The organism is Isoptericola sp. NPDC057191, from assembly GCF_042670225.1.
Classification (GTDB): domain Bacteria; phylum Actinomycetota; class Actinomycetes; order Actinomycetales; family Cellulomonadaceae; genus Isoptericola.
In genome coordinates this window covers 1-15,188 of sequence record NZ_JBHUWC010000025.1, presented here as the reverse complement: position 1 = coordinate 15,188, position 15,188 = coordinate 1, and the positions used below count along the sequence as shown (strand labels likewise).

The following is a 15,188-nucleotide window of genomic DNA, read 5'->3' as shown; positions in this document are numbered from 1 at the left end:
GGACGGCGGCCGGTTCTGCCAGGCTGACCAGCGATGACTCGTGACGCGTCCGCCGCCTCTGAGCGTCCCCCGGCAGCGCCCGGCCCGGACGCCGGCAGGATGCGCCTGCGGCGCTGGCAGCACGCCACCGAACGGCCGCTCACGGCAATGTCGCTGCTCTTCCTGGTCGCGTACGCCATCCCGATCGCGCGACCGGATGTCTCCGAGGACGTGCAGGCGGTCTGCTCGATCGTCCTGGCGATCGTCTGGGTGCTGTTCGTCCTGGACTATCTGGTGCGCGCCCGGCTGGCCCCGCGCCCGTGGCAGTACGTGCGGCGGCACCCCCTGGAGCTGGCCGTGGTGGTGCTGCCGGTGCTGCGCCCGCTGCTCCTGGTGTCCGTCGTCGTCCGCCTCAACCGGGTCAACGCGGTGCGGCTGCGCGGCCGGGTGGTGCGCTTCGCGGCGGCGGGCACGTTCCTCCTGGTGGTGGTCGGGGCGCTGACCGTGACGCAGGCCGAGCGCGGCGTGCCCGGCGCCAGCATCGTGAACCTCGGCGACGGCTTCTGGTGGGCGATGGTGACCATCACGACCGTCGGCTACGGCGACCTCGTCCCCGTCTCGCCGCTGGGCCGGCTCATCGCCGCCTGCCTCATGATCGGCGGCATCGCCCTGCTGGGCGTCGTGACGGCGACGCTCTCGTCCTGGCTGGTGGAGCGCGTGACGGTCGGCGACGACCCTGACGCGTCGTCGGCGTCGGGCGGGTCGCCCGAGGGGGCCGGCGGCGCCGTCGGTGGCCCTGTCGGCGGCGCTGTCGGCATGGTCAGCCAGGCGCAGGTGGCCCTGCTCGTGGCGGAGGTCCAGGAGCTGCGTGCCGAGATCGTCGAGGCCCGCCGGCAGGCGGAGCGCGACCAGTCCGACTCCTGAGCCGGTCCCCGGGGAGAGCCTCGGGACCGGCATGCGCTGCGACACCCGGGCTCGAGCCCAGCGAGACGCGGCGGGCGCGCTCCGACCCCGTGGCACGCCCCGACTCGCTCGACCATGCAATTTTGCCAGGTCTGCAATCACCTTACATCTGTGTATTTTCGCAGGCAGTAAACGTTCTTAAAGCAAACTCTTGCGTGTTGCGCATGTTTGCTCCTACAGTCATCTCCGGCTGCGGATGGCAGCCGACCACGCGCTCCGGCCTTCGGGGCACCAACTCCCAAGGAATCACCCTCATGAACCGAGTCGCTGCCTTCATCACGACCTCCCTCCACGTCTTCACCGACCGCCTGCAGGACCGCTCCCAGGACGAGCGGGGAGCCACGGCCGTCGAGTACGGCCTGCTGGTCGGCCTCATCGCCGTCGTGATCATCGCCGTGGTCGCGGCCCTCGGTGGCCAGCTGAACACGCTGTTCACCTCCGTGCTGACGAAGCTCGGCGGCACGGTCCCGACCGCGGGCTGACCGCCGCCCGTCTCCCGGTGCGCCGACCACGCCGCACCGGGAGACACCCCCGAACGACCCGACGAGCACGAGGAGGACGCATGACCCAGCGCACCGAGCGCGGCGCCGCCGCGGTGGAGTTCGCGCTGGTCGTGCCGCTGCTCCTCGTGCTCGTCCTCGGCATCGTCGAGCTGGGCCGGCTCTACCACGTGCAGGCCATGCTCGACGGCGCGGCACGTGAAGGCGTGCGGGCCATGGCGCTCAAGAACGACCCGGCCGCAGCACGCGCGGCGACACGCGCTGCAGCGTCCCCCGTGGCCCTGACGGACGGCCAGATCTCCGTGACGCCCACGTCGTGCGCGGGCACGACGGGCGCCAACGCCACGGTCACCGTGACCTCCCACCCGGACCTCCTGACCGGGTTCTTCGACTCCGACATCACGCTCACCGGGAAGGCGACGATGAGATGCCACGGCTGACGAGCGTCCGGGCCCGCCGCCCCACGAGCACGGTCCCCCCGGCGGCCGGCGAGCGCGGCGCCGTCGCCGTGATGACGGCCCTCCTGATGGTCGTCCTCATCGGGTTCGCCGCCATCGCGGTGGACGTGGCCGCGCTGTGGTCGGAGCGGCAGCAGCTGCAGACCGCGGCCGACGCGGCCGCCCTCGCCGTCGCGCAGGACTGCGCCGCCGGCACCTGCGGCACGCCGACCACGACCGCCCGCACGCTCACCACGGCGAACGCGGGGGCCGCTGCCACCGCGGCGGTCGTCGGCGCCCCGCCCACGCCCGGCGGGGGCACCGTCACGGTCAGCACCTCCGGCGTCAGCACCCACTGGTTCGCACCCGTGCTGGGTGTCGACGAGTCGACGGTCTCCGCTCGCGCCACCGCCTCGTGGGGTGGCCCGTCGGCCGGGACCGCGGTGCTGCCGCTGGCCTTCTCGTGGTGCGAGTTCCAGGCGCAGACCGGGGGAGGGCTCCCGTCGGGGACCACCGAGCGCACCATCTTCTTCACCAAGTCCTCCGGCACGTCCTGCACCGGCCCGTCCGGCAACGTCGTGCCCGGCGGGTTCGGGTGGCTGACCGTGAACGCCGGCTCGTGCCGGACGAGCAGCAGCGTGGGCGAGGTCCTGTGGTCGAGCCCGGGGGAGTCCGTGCCCTCGGGGTGCACCACGACCGACTTCGCCGCCGTGCAGGACCAGACCGTGCTGCTGCCGCTCTACGACCAGGCGGGCAGCTCCGGCAGCAACGCCTGGTACCGGCTCTACGGCTACGCCGCCTTCCGCCTCACGGGCTACCACTTCGTCGGCCAGTACTCGTGGAGCGCCGCCGGCACCTGCAAGGGCAACGTCCGGTGCATCCAGGGCTACTTCGTCCGGATCGTCGAGCTGGACGACAGCTTCACCCTGGGCGCCGGTGCCCCCCGCCTGGGCGCGTCCGTCGTCGCGCTCACGAACTGACCCCGCGCCGCCCTCGACGGCGACCGCCCCGCTCTCCTCGTCCCAAGGATCCCGACCGTGAACCGTCGTCTCCTCGCGGCCCTCGTGGCCGTCGTGCTCGCCATCGTGGGCGGCGTCCTCCTCCTGGGCTACGTCGGCGCCTCCGACAGCCGCGCCATGGCCGGCATGCGGACCACCGACGTGCTCGTGGTCACGGAACCGATCCCGGCGGGCGCCGCCGCCTCGGTCGCGGCCGACCGGGTGACGCTCGAGGAGCTGCCCGCCAAGGCGGTCGCCGACGGCGCCCTCACCTCCCTCGACCAGGTCGCGGGGCAGGAGGTCGTGGCGGACCTCGTGCCCGGGGAGCAGCTCGTCGCCGCGCGCTTCGCCGCCCCGGCGCAGGACGCCGGCCCGCACGTGCCGAAGGGCATGCAGGAGGTGTCCGTGCTGCTCGAGACCCAGCGCGTGGTCGGCAGCACCATCGCGGCGGGCGACACCGTCGGCGTCTTCGTCAGCAAGGACGAGCCGGCCGAGACCCACCTCACCCTGCACAAGGTGCTCGTCACGCGCGTGCAGGGCGGCATCACCCCGGCGGCACCGCAGGACGGGGGCGACGAGACCGCACCACCGCCGACCGCCGCCCCGGAGGGCAGCGTGATGATCACGTTCGCCCTCACGGCGCACGACGCCGAGACGGTGGTCTGGGCGCAGGAGCACGGCCGCATCTGGCTGTCGCTCGAGCCCGCCGACGCCCGGCAGCAGGGCACCCGCACCGTGACCGAGGAGAACGTGGACGAATGAGCAGCCTGGCCCTCCCCGCGGCGAGCCCGCGGGACCGGGACGTGGAGCGTCCCGGCCGCGTCGTCACCGTCCTGTCGCCGAAGGGCGGCGTGGGCAAGACGACGGTCGCGACCAACCTCGCCGTGGGGCTCGCGCTCGCGGAGCCGCACTCCACCGTCCTCGTCGACCTGGACGTCCAGTTCGGCGACGTCGCCAGCGCGCTGGACCTCTCGCCGCAGCACGCGCTCCCGGACGCGGTCCGCGGGGCCGCCACGGGGGACGGGATGGTCCTGAAGACCTTCCTCACCCTCCACCCGGCCACCGGGCTGTCCGTGGTCTGCGGCGTCGACGACCCGGCCGACGCCGACGGTGTCACGGGCGCCGACGTCGACCACCTCCTCGCGGCGCTGGCCGGCGAGTTCCGCCACGTGGTCGTGGACACCGCGCCCGGCCTGTCAGAGCACACGCTCGCGGCGCTCGACCGGACCACCGACCCGGTGCTGCTCGCGAGCATGGACGTGCCCGGGGTGCGGGGGCTGCGCAAGGAGCTCGACGTGCTCGACGCCCTCGGCGTGTTCCCGGACGGCCGGTTCGTCGCGATGAACTTCGCCGACCGCGCCAGCGGGCTCTCGCTCGCCGACGTCACCGCCACGCTCGGCACCTCCGTAGACCTCGTGCTGCCCCGGTCGCGCGCGGTGCCGGCGTCGGTGAACCTCGGCGTGCCGGTGCTCCAGAGCGGTGTGCGCGACCCCATCACGAAGCCGCTGCGGTCCCTCGCGGCACGGTTCACGGACGAGGGGTCGCGCGTGACCGGGCGCCCGCGCGGACGGCACTTCGGAGGACGACGATGAGGCTCAGCGAGCGGCTCGCGCTGGCCGGCCGCGACACGGCGCCGGCCGGCCCCGCGCCGTCCACCGCGCCGTCCGGCACCCCGGCGACCGCGCCCACCGCCGTGGAGACGGCGGGGCCGGACCCCGCGGACCCGCCGGCGGCCCCGACCTCCTCCGAGGGCCTCGGGAAGCTCAAGGAGAGCGCCTCGACCACCCTCTTCGAGCGGCTCGGCGCGCGCCTGGCCGACCCGACGATGAGCGAGGAGCGGCTGCACGCGCTGGTCCGCGGCGAGCTCAACGCCGTCGTCGAGGAGCAGGACCTGCCCCTCACGGCCGAGCAGCGCCGCCGCCTGGTGTCCGACGTGCAGGACGACGTGCTCGGCCACGGCCCGCTGCAGCACCTCCTCGACGACCCCACCGTGACCGAGATCATGGTCAACGGGCACGACCGCATCTACGTGGAGCAGGACGGACGCCTGCGCCTCACGGAGGCACGCTTCGCCTCCGAGGCGCACCTGCGGCGGATCATCGAGCGGATCGTGTCGCGCGTCGGGCGGCGCATCGACGAGTCGTCCCCGCTCGTCGACGCCCGCCTCGCGGACGGCTCGCGGGTCAACGCGGTCATCCCCCCGCTCACGTTCGGCGGGTCCTCGCTGACGATCCGCAAGTTCGCCAAGGACCCCTTCAAGGTGCACGACCTCCTCCGCTTCGGCACCCTCACGCCCGCGATGGCGGAGCTGCTGCAGGCCTGCGTGGAGGCTCGCCTGAACGTCATCGTCTCGGGCGGCACCGGCACGGGGAAGACGACGCTGCTCAACGTCCTGTCGTCGTTCATCCCCGAGGGCGAGCGCATCGTGACGATCGAGGACGCCGTCGAGCTCCAGCTCCAGCAGGAGCACCTGGTGCGGCTCGAGAGCCGCCCGCCGAACGCCGAGGGCAAGGGCGAGGTCGGCATCCGCGAGCTCGTCCGCAACTCGCTGCGCATGCGGCCCGACCGCATCGTCGTCGGGGAGGTCCGCGGCGGCGAGACCCTCGACATGCTGCAGGCCATGAACACCGGGCACGACGGCTCCCTGTCGACCGTGCACGCGAACTCGCCCCGCGACGCGATCGCGCGCCTCGAGACCCTGGTGCTGATGGCGGGGATGGACCTGCCGCTGCGCGCGATCCGGGAGCAGATCGCGTCGGCGGTCGACGTGGTCATCCAGCTCACGCGCCTGCGCGACGGCTCCCGGCGGGTGACGGCCGTGACCGAGGTGCAGGGCATGGAGGGGCAGACCGTCACGCTGCAGGACGCGTTCCTGTTCGACTACGCCGCCGGGGTCGACGCCGCCTCGGGCCGGTTCCTCGGCGTCCCCGTGCCGACCGGGGTGCGCCCCCGGTTCACGGACCGCTTCGCGGAGCTGGGGATCGCGCTGTCCCCGCACGTCTTCGGCGACGGGGCACCGGGAGGACGGCGGTGAGCGCGGGGGTGCTGGTCGGCGCGGGCGCCGTGGCGGCCGGGGTGCTGATCATGGTCTACCTGGTGCTGACGCCGTCGGGCCGGCTGCCGCTCGCGCGCCGCCGCCCGGGCGTCGTCGTCGGGCCGGGGCTGCTCGAGCGGACAGCGGCGACCCTCACCGCCGCCCTCGGGTCGGTGCTCCGCCGGCGTGGCGGAGCCGGCGTCGGGGGGGCGCTCGAGCTCGCCGGGATCCGCATGCGGCAGCAGGACGCCGTGTTCCTGCTCCTCGTCGCCCTGGTCTCGATCGCCGGGCTCGGGCTGGTGCTGGTCGGGCCGCTCGCCGGGCTGCTCCTCGCGGTGCTCGTCCCGGTCGGGGCGCGGGCCGGGCTGCGTCTGCGGACCCGGCGGCGGCAGGCCGCCTTCGCCGACCAGCTCGAGGACACGCTCCAGCTCCTGGCCGGTGCGCTGCGCGCCGGGCACAGCCTGCTGCAGGCCCTGGACTCGGTCGCGCGCGAGGCCGAGGAGCCCACCTCGCAGGAGTTCGCGCGAGTGGTGAACGAGACCCGGGTGGGGCGCGACCTCACGCGCACGCTCGCGGAGACCGCCGTGCGCACCGCCAGCCAGGACTTCGACTGGGTCACCCAGGCGATCGCGGTCAACCGTGAGGTCGGGGGCAATCTCGCCGACGTGCTCGACGGTGTCGCCTCGACCATCCGCGAGCGGGGTCAGGTCCGCCGCCAGGTCAAGGCGCTGGCGGCCGAGGGCAAGCTCTCGGCGATCGTCCTCATGGCCCTGCCGGTCTGCGCCGCCGGGTTCCTCTCGGTGGCCAACCCGGGCTACGTCGCAGGCTTCACCAGCAGCCCGCTCGGCCTGGCCATGCTGGGGGCTGCGCTCGTCATGATGCTGGTGGGCGGCCTGTGGCTGCGCAAGACCGTCCGCATCCGTTGGTAGAGGGGTCGACACCATGACACCTGTGACGCTGGTCGCCGTCGGGGCGCTGAGCGTGTCCGTCGGCCTGCTCGCCTGGCTCGTGCTCGACCCGGCGCGGCACGACCGCCGGCGCGTCGTGGCCAACCTGCGGCGGGGGCTCGACCCTGCCGCGTCGTCCGCGGCGTCGGACCCCGCCGGGACGACCCGCCCGGGAGCCCCGGCCGGCCTGCACCGCCTGGTGCAGCTCGTGACGCCGCCTGGCGCTGCCCGCCGCCTGGACCGGCTGCTGTCGCGGGCGGGGCGGCCCCCGGGGTGGCCGCTCCAGCGCCTGCTGGGCGCGAAGGTGCTCCTCGCCGGCGTCGCCGGGGGTGCCGGTCTCCTCTACGCGGACGCCGTCGACGGCGCGCTCCCGGTGCTCCTCGCGCTGGTCGTCACCGTCGGCGCGTACTTCCTGCCGGAGCTGCTCCTGCACAGCAGGGGGCAGGAGCGGGCCAGGACGATCGGGACAGAGCTGGCGGACACGCTCGACCAGATGACCATCGCGGTCGAGGCGGGGCTGGGGTTCGAGGCAGCCATGGCGCGGGCGGGGGAGACGGGCAAGGGGCCGCTGGCGGAGGAGCTCGTCCGCACCCTGCAGGACGTCCGGATGGGGCTGGCCCGCCGCCAGGCCTACGAGGCGCTGGCGCAGCGCGCCGACGTGCCGGACCTGCGCCGGTTCGTCCGGGCGGTGATCCAGGCCGACGCCTACGGCATCGCGATCGCCGACGTCCTGCGCACGCAGGCGGCGGAGATGCGGCTGAAGCGCCGGCAGCGGGCGGAGGAGAAGGCCATGCAGATCCCCGTCAAGGTCGTGTTCCCCCTCATGCTCTGCATCCTGCCCGTGCTGTTCATCGTCCTGCTGGGGCCGGCGGTGCTCACGGCCATGCAGACGTTCTCCTGACGTGCCGTCCGTCCGGACCGCAGGACGTCACCCGTTCTTCAGCCGCACGGGGGGTTCAGGAGGGTCGTCGCGCGGGTAACCTGGTCTCGGGGGTGCGCTACCGGCAGAATGCGCCGTTGCGTAAGTTTGCAGATTAGGCAATATCACCGATTCGGAGAGATCGGGTACGGTATCGCCATGAGCGCGACGGAGACCGCCGTGGATGCACCCGAGATCGGCCTGAGGGAACTCAAGAAGCAGATGACGCACGCGGCGATCGCGCACTCTGCCTTCCGTCTGACGCTCGAGAAGGGCATCGACCAGGTCACGATCGAGGAGATCGCGCGGGACGCCGTCGTCTCGACGCGCACCTTCTCCAACTACTACTCCTCCAAGGAGGAGGCGGTGGTGTCGGCGGGCTGGGAGGACCGGGGGCAGCTGCTGGCGGCGTTCGCGGCGGCCGTGCAGGAGGCTCCGCCGCTGCAGGCGCTGTGCCGGGTGCTCTCCGACCTCTTCGAGAGCCGCACCGCGGAGCAGCTGGACCACTCGCTCCAGCTCCTGGAGCTCGTCGAGCGCCACCCGTCGTTGATGCAGGCGCAGGTCGCGCGGTTCGCCTCGATCGAGGCCGACCTGCGCGAGGCCGTCGCGGCGCACACCGGCACGGACGTGGAGGCCGACATGTACCCCTGGCTCGTCGCGGCGGCCGCGATGGCCGGGCTGCAGGCGGCGCTGCGGCTGTGGGCGCCGTCGGGGCGCGGGGTCGACCACCTCGTGGAGCTCATCCAGGAGGCGTTCAACCAGGTCAGCGCGGGGCTGCCCGTCCCTGCCCGCTGAGGCCTGCCTGCCGCAGCGCGGCCTCGATCGTGCCGGCGACGCCGTCCTCGTCGTTGCCGGGCACGACGGCGTCCGCGCAGGCGAGGACGTCCGGGTGGGCGTTGGCGACGGCGTGCCCGCGTCCCGCCCAGCGCAGCATCGGCAGGTCGTTGGGCATGTCGCCGAACGCCCACACGTCGCGGGCGTCGACGCCGAGGCGTGCGCACCACCGGGCAAGCGCGACGTCCTTGGTCACGCCCGGCGGCAGGAGCTCGGCGAGGCCCGCGGCCCCCGAATAGTGCAGCTCGGCACGGTCGCCGACGACGCCGCGCACGCGGTCGAAGAACGCGTCCTGCGCGGCGTCGCGGACGTCCCCGCGCTGCACCACGCCGAAGCCCTGCACCGGCGTGCCCGGGCGGACGGCGAGGAGCTTGGCGACCGCCCCGTCCGCCGGGCGGAGCGACTCCTCGACGGGGACGGCGCGCAGGGCACGGTCGAGGTCCGGCTCCCCGTCGGGGAACCAGGGGTCGAAGGCGGGGCCGCGGGCGGTCTCGACCGCCAGCCCCACGCCGGGCACGACGCCGCGCAGCTCCGCGACGAGGTCGCGCACCACCCCCTCGTCGAACCCGCAGGTGTCGACGGCCTGCCCGCTCGCCAGGTCCCACACCGCGGCGCCGCCGAGGCAGATGACGCGCCCGTGCCCGCCGACCAGGTCGGCGAGGACGTCCAGCCAGCGCGGCGGCCGCGCGGTGACGAAGACGACCTCCGTGCCCGCCGCCTCCGCGGCGTGCAGGACCTGCCGCGTCCGTCCCGAGACCGTGCCGTCCGAGCGCAGCAGCGTGCCGTCCAGGTCCGTCGCGACGACGCGCGGCAGCCCTGCTCGAGCGCCCGAAGGGGCCCCGGTGCTCACCTGTCGGTGACGGGTCGCGGGTGCATGGTGGTCGATGCCGCTCCCTCGGACGGGCTACCGGTAGTTGACGAACTGGAGCGCGACGTCCAGGTCGGCGCCCTTGAGCAGGGCGATGACGGCCTGCAGGTCGTCGCGCGACTTGCTGGTCACGCGCACCTCGTCCCCGGTGATCTGCGTCTTGACGGCCTTGGGGCCCTCGTCCCGGATGATCTTGGTGATCTTCTTGGCGCTCTCGCCGGCGAGGCCCTCCTTGAGGGAGCCCGCGAGCCGGTACACCTTGCCGGACGACTCCGGCTCCTTGTCGCCGGTGTCGAAGGCCTTGAGCGAGACGCCGCGCTTGATGAGCTTGGTCTGGAAGACGTCGAGGGCGGCGAGCACCCGCTCGGCGGAGTTCGCCTCGATGACGATCGTCTCCTGGCCGCTCCACGCGATGGACGCGCCCACGCCCTTGAAGTCGTAGCGCTGGGAGATCTCCTTGACGGACTGGTTGAGCGCGTTGTCCACCTCCTGGCGGTCCACCTTGCTCACGATGTCGAACGACGAGTCGGCCATGACGGTCTCCTTCGGCTCGGTGTCAGGGTTCGGGGACCACCGTAGTGCGTGCGGCCCCGGCCAGGCGGGCGACGCGGGCCTGCCTGCTCCCGTCGACGGTGAGGATCACCAGCGCCACCCACACCAGCACGAAGCCCGCCCAGCGGGTGGGCGGCATGTGCTCGCCGAACACGAGCAGGCCGAGCAGGAACTGCAGCACGGGCGTGAGGTACTGCAGCATCCCGACCACCGACAGCGGCAGCCGGCGCGCAGCTGCGGAGAACAGCAGCAGCGGCAGGCCGGTGACGACGCCGCACGCCGCGAGGAGCAGCGCGTGGCCGGTGCCCTCGGTCGTGAACGTGCCGGCCCCGGTGGCCCCGAGCCAGCCGAGGTACGCGAGGGCGAACGGGGTGGCCACAGCGGTCTCCGCCGCGAGCCCGGGCAGGGCGCCGACGCCGCGTCCGACGCGGTTCTTCACCAGCGAGTAGAGGCCGAACGCGCCCGCGAGCACGAGGGCGATCCACGGCAGCCCGCCCACGCCCGTGGAGATGACCACCACGGCGGCGGCCCCGAAACCGAGGGCGACCCACTGCGCCACGCGCAGCCGTTCGCGCAGCACGAGCACCCCGAGCAGCACGGTGAGCAGGGGGTTGATGAAGTACCCGAGGGCAGCGTCGAGCACGTGGTCGCTGAGGACGGCGTACACGTAGGTCGTCCAGTTCACGACGATGAGCACCGACGCGAGCGCGAGCGCGGCCATGGTGCGGCCGCTGCGCAGGACGGCGAGGAACGACCCGAACGTCCGCGTGACGAGGAGCAGCACCACGCAGAACACGAGGCTCCACACCACGCGGTGGGCGATGATCTCCACCGGGCCGGCAGGCTCCAGCAGCGGGAAGAACAGGGGCATGGCGCCCCACAGCACGAACGCCGAGAGCCCGAGCGGCAGGCCCCAGCGGTCGGGGGAGGAGGGGGTCGTCACCGCCTCACCGTAGCGGGGGCCGGGCGGGGTGACGCGGGCCACCGCGCGACGATTTCCGCAGACGCCGTCGGGGGCGTTATGGTTCTACCCGCGAGCTCGTCTGCGAGCCCGCACGGCAGGTTGCCCGAGCGGCCAAAGGGATCTGACTGTAAATCAGACGGCTCAGCCTTCGGGGGTTCGAATCCCTCACCTGCCACCTCGACGGACGGGGCGCCACCCCTGGGTGGTGCCCCGTCCGACGTCCGGAGAAGGTCCTCGCGACCCCGGTGCACGGTGTGATCGAGCGGGTGTCCCGCGGATTTCGCCAGGTGCCGCGAGCCGTGTAGAGTCTTCTCCGCTGCCCCGATAGCTCAGTCGGCAGAGCGTCTCCATGGTAAGGAGAAGGTCAAGGGTTCGATTCCCTTTCGGGGCTCTGTGACAAAGGCGCGGGGCCGCCCCCTGTAATGGGCGGCGGTCTCGCGTTCCGTCACGCGCGGCGGGGTAGCTCAGCTGGTCAGAGCGCACGACTCATAATCGTGAGGTCGCGGGTTCGAGCCCCGCCCTCGCTACCGCCAACATCACGGTACGACGGCCGGCGTCGGACCGGCCTGTTCCTTGACGCACGTGGCGCCTTCCGGGGGCGCGAGAGGTGACACACCATGGCTTCCAAGAGCGCGGACGTCCGCCCGAAGATCACGCTCGCCTGCGTGGACTGCAAGGAGCGGAACTACATCACGAAGAAGAACCGCCGTAACGACCCTGACCGTCTTGAGCTGGCGAAGTTCTGCCCGCGCTGCGGCAAGCACACGGCGCACCGCGAGACCCGCTGACGCGACCGCGGTCGACACGACCCCTGACCGACGTGGCGAACCCCGACTTCGCTGGCCGTGAGTACGCGGCCACCGCTCCCTACAGCGTGGGGCGCGAGAAGCTCCGTGAGTTCGCGTCCGCCGTCGGTGCCCTGGACCCCGCGCACCACGACCTCGTGGCGGCGCGGGGTCTCGGCTATCCGGACCTCGTCGCTCCGCCCACGTTCGCGGTCGTCGTCGCCCAGCGGGCCGAGGGGCAGTACGTGCAGGACCCGGAGGCGGGGATCGACTTCTCGCGCGTGGTCCATGCGGACGAGAAGTTCGTGCACCACCGGCCGATCGTCGCGGGCGACGAGCTGGTGACGGTGCTGCACGTCGACTCGGTGACGGAGCGTGCCGGCATCGCCATGGTGACCACCCGGTGCGAGATCTTCGCGATCTCCGGCGACGGGTCCGAGGACGCGACGCGCGAGCCGGTCGCCACGGTCTCCTCGAGCCTCGTGATCCGCGGAGAGGACTCCTGATGGCCCGCCCCGTCCTCGCCGAGCTGTCCGTCGGTGACGTCGTCGCCACCGGCACCGTCGAGCTCGACCGCGCCCGGCTCGTGCGCTACGCCGGCGCCAGCGGCGACTTCAACCCGATCCACTGGGACGAGTCCTTCGCCACGGAGGTCGGGCTCCCCGGCGTCATCGCCCACGGGATGCTCACCATGGGCTCCGTCGTCGGCGTCGTGACCGACTGGGCAGGGGACCCGGGCGCCGTCGTGGCCTACCAGACCCGCTTCACCAAGCCGGTCCCGGTCCCGCTCCGCGGGACGACCGCCGTCGAGGTCTCCGCCGCGATCGGGGCGATCGACGCCGAGGCGGGCACGGTCCGCGTCGACCTCACGGTGACCCACGAGGGCGCCAAGGTGCTCGGCCGGTCGCAGGCGACCGTCCGCCTCTCCTGAGGCCACTGAAGACCCACGGAAGACCCGCCGAAGACCCCACCGGGACGGCCCGAGAGGGCCCGGCGACGCGTCGCGCGTCCGCAGGACGAGATTTTTTACGGTTACCACTTCTCATGAAACGTGATTTCACGGTTCGATGACGTGGTGCGCCCCGAGCGCACTCCGTCCTCGAGAGGAGCACTCCCCGTGAGATCCGTACGACGACGCACCACCGGGCTGGCCGCCGTCGGCCTGCTCGTCCCCCTGGTCACCATCCCTGCCCTCACCGCGGGGGCCGGTCCTTCCACCACCCCGTCCTCCGACGTGAGCTGCGACGCCGTCGTCGCGGCGCCGGACCAGGAGTCCGCGTTCGCGGCCGCGAGCGACGCCACCGGGGTCCCGGCCGACCTGCTCAAGGCCGTCTCCTACATGGAGTCCCGCTGGGACCAGCACGCCGGCACGCCCAGCGCCGACGGCGGCTACGGTCTGTTCAACCTGCTCGACCACGCGCCCGCGACGCCTGACGGGGCCGGCAAGGATGCCACGCCCCGCGCCGCCGTCAGCGAGCTCGACCGCGCCGCCACCCTGACCGGGCTGCGGGCCGCGGAGCTGAAGTCCGACGCCGCGGCCAACACCTGCGGCGCGGCGGCGCTGCTGGCCTCCTACCAGAAGTCGGCGGGTCAGGGCACGGGCGGCTCGCTCGCCACGTGGGAGACGGCCGTCTCGCAGATGAGCGACAGCCCGGCGTTCGCCGACCGCGTGTTCGCCACGATGCGCCGGGGCGAGAGCCGCACCACCGACGACGGCGGGCAGGTCACCCTCGCGGCCCAGCCGGCCGCCGTGCTGCCCGAGGCGGCCGACGCCGCAGCGAGCGACCCGGGCGCGGACTGCCCGGCCGACCTGGGGTGCGACTGGCTCCCCGCGCCGTACGAGAAGGGCAGCCCGAACCTGCCGGACAGCACCGGCAACTACGGCAACCACGACCAGGCCGACCGCACCGGCGAGGGCGGCCCGTCGATCGACTACATCGTCATCCACGACACCGAGGGCGGGTACACCGGGAGCGTCAACCTGGTCCTGGACCCCACCTACCTCGCGTGGAACTACACGGTGCGGTCCTCCGACGGGCACGTGGCCAACCACCTCGAGCCGGACGACGTGGGCTGGCACGCGGGCAACTGGTACATGAACATGCACTCGATCGGCATCGAGCACGAGGGCTGGGCCGGGACGGCGGGCTGGTTCACGGAGGCGATGTACCAGCAGTCCGCGGAGCTGGTGCGCTACCTCGGCGAGGAGTACGACGTCCCGCTGGACCGCGCGCACGTCATCGGGCACGACCAGATCCCCGGCATCCTGCCCGGCTCCACGAAGAGCGTGCACTGGGACCCGGGCCCGTACTGGGACTGGGACCACTACTTCGAGCTCCTGGGGGCACCGATCGGCGGTGGCCTGAGCCCGACGACGGACGTCGCGCCCGGCGACGTCGTCGAGGTGGTCGCCGGCTACGACGACAACGCCAACCCGATCACCGGCTGCCAGCAGGCCTCGCCGGGTTCGGGGGAGTGCGTGCCGGGGGCCGGCACCAACTTCGCCGTGGCCTACCAGCAGCCGTCCCTCGACGCGCCGTACGCCCGCGACCCGGGCTGGAAGCCGAACGGTGCGGCGGGCACGACCTACGCCAGCGACATCAGCGCCCGCGTCACCTCGGGCCAGAAGCTCGTCGTCGCGCAGGTGCAGGGTGACTGGCTCGGCGTGTGGTGGGCGGGCTCCCTGGCCTGGCTGCACAACCCGGCCGACCGGCCGGTCGTCGTGCCGAGCACGGGCAAGACCGTGACGGTGAAGGGCGACAAGGCGGCCGCGATCTACGGCCGCGCCTACCCCGAGGCGGCCGCGTACGCGCCGTACCCGGGCATCACCCCGCAGGCCGTGACCCCGATCGAGTACACCATCGGCGTCGACCAGAGCTATGTGGTCTCCGACGACACCGTGACGACCGACTACTACAACGCCAAGTCGTTCGACGGCTCGATCCCTGACGACCGCACGGACGTGCGGGGGCAGGACGTCTACTACCAGCTCTGGTACGCCCACCGGCAGGTGTTCACCCGCGCTGCCGACGTCGTCCTCCACGACCCCGTGGTGACCGACGTCGAGGGCCCGAGCATCGAGGGTGCGCCCGAGATCGGCAAGTGGCTGACCGTGGACACCGGGCAGTACCTGCCCGGGTCGGACGACACGACGGTCGAGGTGCAGTGGCTGCGGGACGGTACGGCGGTGCCCGGAGCGACCGGTGCCCGCTACCACGTCACCGGTCGTGACCGTGGCGCGGACCTCTCGGTCGAGGTGACCGTGTCGGCGCCGGGGTACACCTCGGCGACGTTCACGTCGGACGCCATCGGTCCGGTGGTGCCGCACTGACCGCTCTGCTGACAGGTCTGCTGACCGGTCTGCCGAAGTAGCACGGGCCTCGCCGAGGTAGTGGAATCCACTACCTC

At 73.0% G+C, this 15,188-nt stretch carries 17 protein-coding genes and 3 tRNA genes; 17 read left to right on the top strand and 3 right to left on the bottom strand.

Annotation, left to right across the window (positions count from 1 at the left end; translation table 11 throughout):
* Positions 1 to 33 precede the first annotated feature (33 nt).
* The 10 genes from ACFT55_RS05995 (at position 34) to ACFT55_RS05950 (ending at position 8,572) form a co-directional block, all read left to right on the top strand.
* Entirely contained in the window at positions 34 to 903 is an 870-nt protein-coding gene (locus ACFT55_RS05995) for a potassium channel family protein (protein ID WP_380242566.1), read from the top strand.
* A gap of 293 nt (positions 904 to 1,196) precedes the next feature.
* Complete coding sequence (locus ACFT55_RS05990) at positions 1,197 to 1,424, top strand: Flp family type IVb pilin (protein ID WP_380242563.1); 228 nt, start codon at positions 1,197 to 1,199, stop codon at positions 1,422 to 1,424.
* 80 nt (positions 1,425 to 1,504) lie between these two features.
* Positions 1,505 to 1,882, top strand: coding sequence for a TadE/TadG family type IV pilus assembly protein (locus ACFT55_RS05985; RefSeq protein WP_380242561.1), 378 nt, complete (start codon positions 1,505 to 1,507; stop codon positions 1,880 to 1,882).
* Positions 1,870 to 2,859, top strand: coding sequence for a pilus assembly protein TadG-related protein (locus tag ACFT55_RS05980; RefSeq protein ID WP_380242559.1), 990 nt, complete (start codon positions 1,870 to 1,872; stop codon positions 2,857 to 2,859). Before ACFT55_RS05985 ends, ACFT55_RS05980 begins: the two co-directional genes overlap by 13 nt.
* Positions 2,860 to 2,916: 57 nt before the next feature.
* On the top strand, positions 2,917 to 3,639 hold the full coding sequence (gene cpaB, locus ACFT55_RS05975) for a Flp pilus assembly protein CpaB (RefSeq protein ID WP_380242556.1): 723 nt from the start codon (positions 2,917 to 2,919) through the stop codon (positions 3,637 to 3,639).
* A complete protein-coding gene (locus tag ACFT55_RS05970; RefSeq protein ID WP_380242555.1) occupies positions 3,636 to 4,469 on the top strand; it encodes a CpaE family protein in 834 nt (277 codons plus the stop codon). Before cpaB ends, ACFT55_RS05970 begins: the two co-directional genes overlap by 4 nt.
* The gene (locus ACFT55_RS05965) at positions 4,466 to 5,911 is read left to right on the top strand and encodes a CpaF family protein (protein WP_380242554.1); all 1,446 of its coding nucleotides are present in this window, start codon (positions 4,466 to 4,468) and stop codon (positions 5,909 to 5,911) included. Before ACFT55_RS05970 ends, ACFT55_RS05965 begins: the two co-directional genes overlap by 4 nt.
* On the top strand, positions 5,908 to 6,840 hold the full coding sequence (locus ACFT55_RS05960; RefSeq protein ID WP_380242552.1) for a type II secretion system F family protein: 933 nt from the start codon (positions 5,908 to 5,910) through the stop codon (positions 6,838 to 6,840). Before ACFT55_RS05965 ends, ACFT55_RS05960 begins: the two co-directional genes overlap by 4 nt.
* A 13-nt stretch (positions 6,841 to 6,853) precedes the next feature.
* Positions 6,854 to 7,759: a type II secretion system F family protein gene (locus tag ACFT55_RS05955; protein ID WP_380242549.1), complete on the top strand. Its 906-nt coding sequence runs from the start codon at positions 6,854 to 6,856 to the stop codon at positions 7,757 to 7,759.
* A gap of 177 nt (positions 7,760 to 7,936) precedes the next feature.
* A complete protein-coding gene (locus ACFT55_RS05950) occupies positions 7,937 to 8,572 on the top strand; it encodes a TetR/AcrR family transcriptional regulator (RefSeq protein ID WP_380242547.1) in 636 nt (211 codons plus the stop codon).
* Here ACFT55_RS05950 and ACFT55_RS05945 read toward each other — a convergent pair.
* From ACFT55_RS05945 to rarD, 3 genes are read right to left on the bottom strand one after another with little or no spacing between them, the layout of a single operon-like run.
* Complete coding sequence (locus ACFT55_RS05945; RefSeq protein ID WP_380242544.1) at positions 8,541 to 9,461, bottom strand: HAD family hydrolase; 921 nt, start codon at positions 9,459 to 9,461, stop codon at positions 8,541 to 8,543. The two genes, ACFT55_RS05950 and ACFT55_RS05945, sit on opposite strands and share 32 nt — an antisense overlap.
* A gap of 54 nt (positions 9,462 to 9,515) precedes the next feature.
* Complete coding sequence (locus tag ACFT55_RS05940; protein WP_380242542.1) at positions 9,516 to 10,013, bottom strand: YajQ family cyclic di-GMP-binding protein; 498 nt, start codon at positions 10,011 to 10,013, stop codon at positions 9,516 to 9,518.
* A 22-nt stretch (positions 10,014 to 10,035) separates the two neighbouring features.
* On the bottom strand, positions 10,036 to 10,974 hold the full coding sequence (gene rarD, locus ACFT55_RS05935) for an EamA family transporter RarD (RefSeq protein ID WP_380242540.1): 939 nt from the start codon (positions 10,972 to 10,974) through the stop codon (positions 10,036 to 10,038).
* Between the two features lie 114 nt (positions 10,975 to 11,088).
* On the opposite strand from rarD, the gene ACFT55_RS05930 reads away from it, so the two are divergent.
* The 7 genes from ACFT55_RS05930 (at position 11,089) to ACFT55_RS05900 (ending at position 15,111) form a co-directional block, all read left to right on the top strand.
* Positions 11,089 to 11,170, top strand: a tRNA-Tyr gene (locus tag ACFT55_RS05930).
* 143 nt (positions 11,171 to 11,313) lie between these two features.
* Positions 11,314 to 11,386, top strand: a tRNA-Thr gene (locus ACFT55_RS05925).
* Positions 11,387 to 11,448: 62 nt separating this feature from the next.
* A tRNA-Met gene (locus ACFT55_RS05920) sits at positions 11,449 to 11,522 on the top strand.
* 90 nt (positions 11,523 to 11,612) lie between these two features.
* The gene (gene rpmG / locus ACFT55_RS05915) at positions 11,613 to 11,783 is read left to right on the top strand and encodes a 50S ribosomal protein L33 (protein ID WP_021482899.1); all 171 of its coding nucleotides are present in this window, start codon (positions 11,613 to 11,615) and stop codon (positions 11,781 to 11,783) included.
* Between the two features lie 32 nt (positions 11,784 to 11,815).
* On the top strand, positions 11,816 to 12,286 hold the full coding sequence (locus ACFT55_RS05910; protein ID WP_380242537.1) for a MaoC family dehydratase N-terminal domain-containing protein: 471 nt from the start codon (positions 11,816 to 11,818) through the stop codon (positions 12,284 to 12,286).
* Positions 12,286 to 12,711, top strand: coding sequence for a MaoC family dehydratase (locus ACFT55_RS05905; RefSeq protein WP_380242535.1), 426 nt, complete (start codon positions 12,286 to 12,288; stop codon positions 12,709 to 12,711). Before ACFT55_RS05910 ends, ACFT55_RS05905 begins: the two co-directional genes overlap by 1 nt.
* Positions 12,712 to 12,897: 186 nt before the next feature.
* Entirely contained in the window at positions 12,898 to 15,111 is a 2,214-nt protein-coding gene (locus tag ACFT55_RS05900; protein ID WP_380242532.1) for an N-acetylmuramoyl-L-alanine amidase, read from the top strand.
* Positions 15,112 to 15,188: the final 77 nt, after the last annotated feature.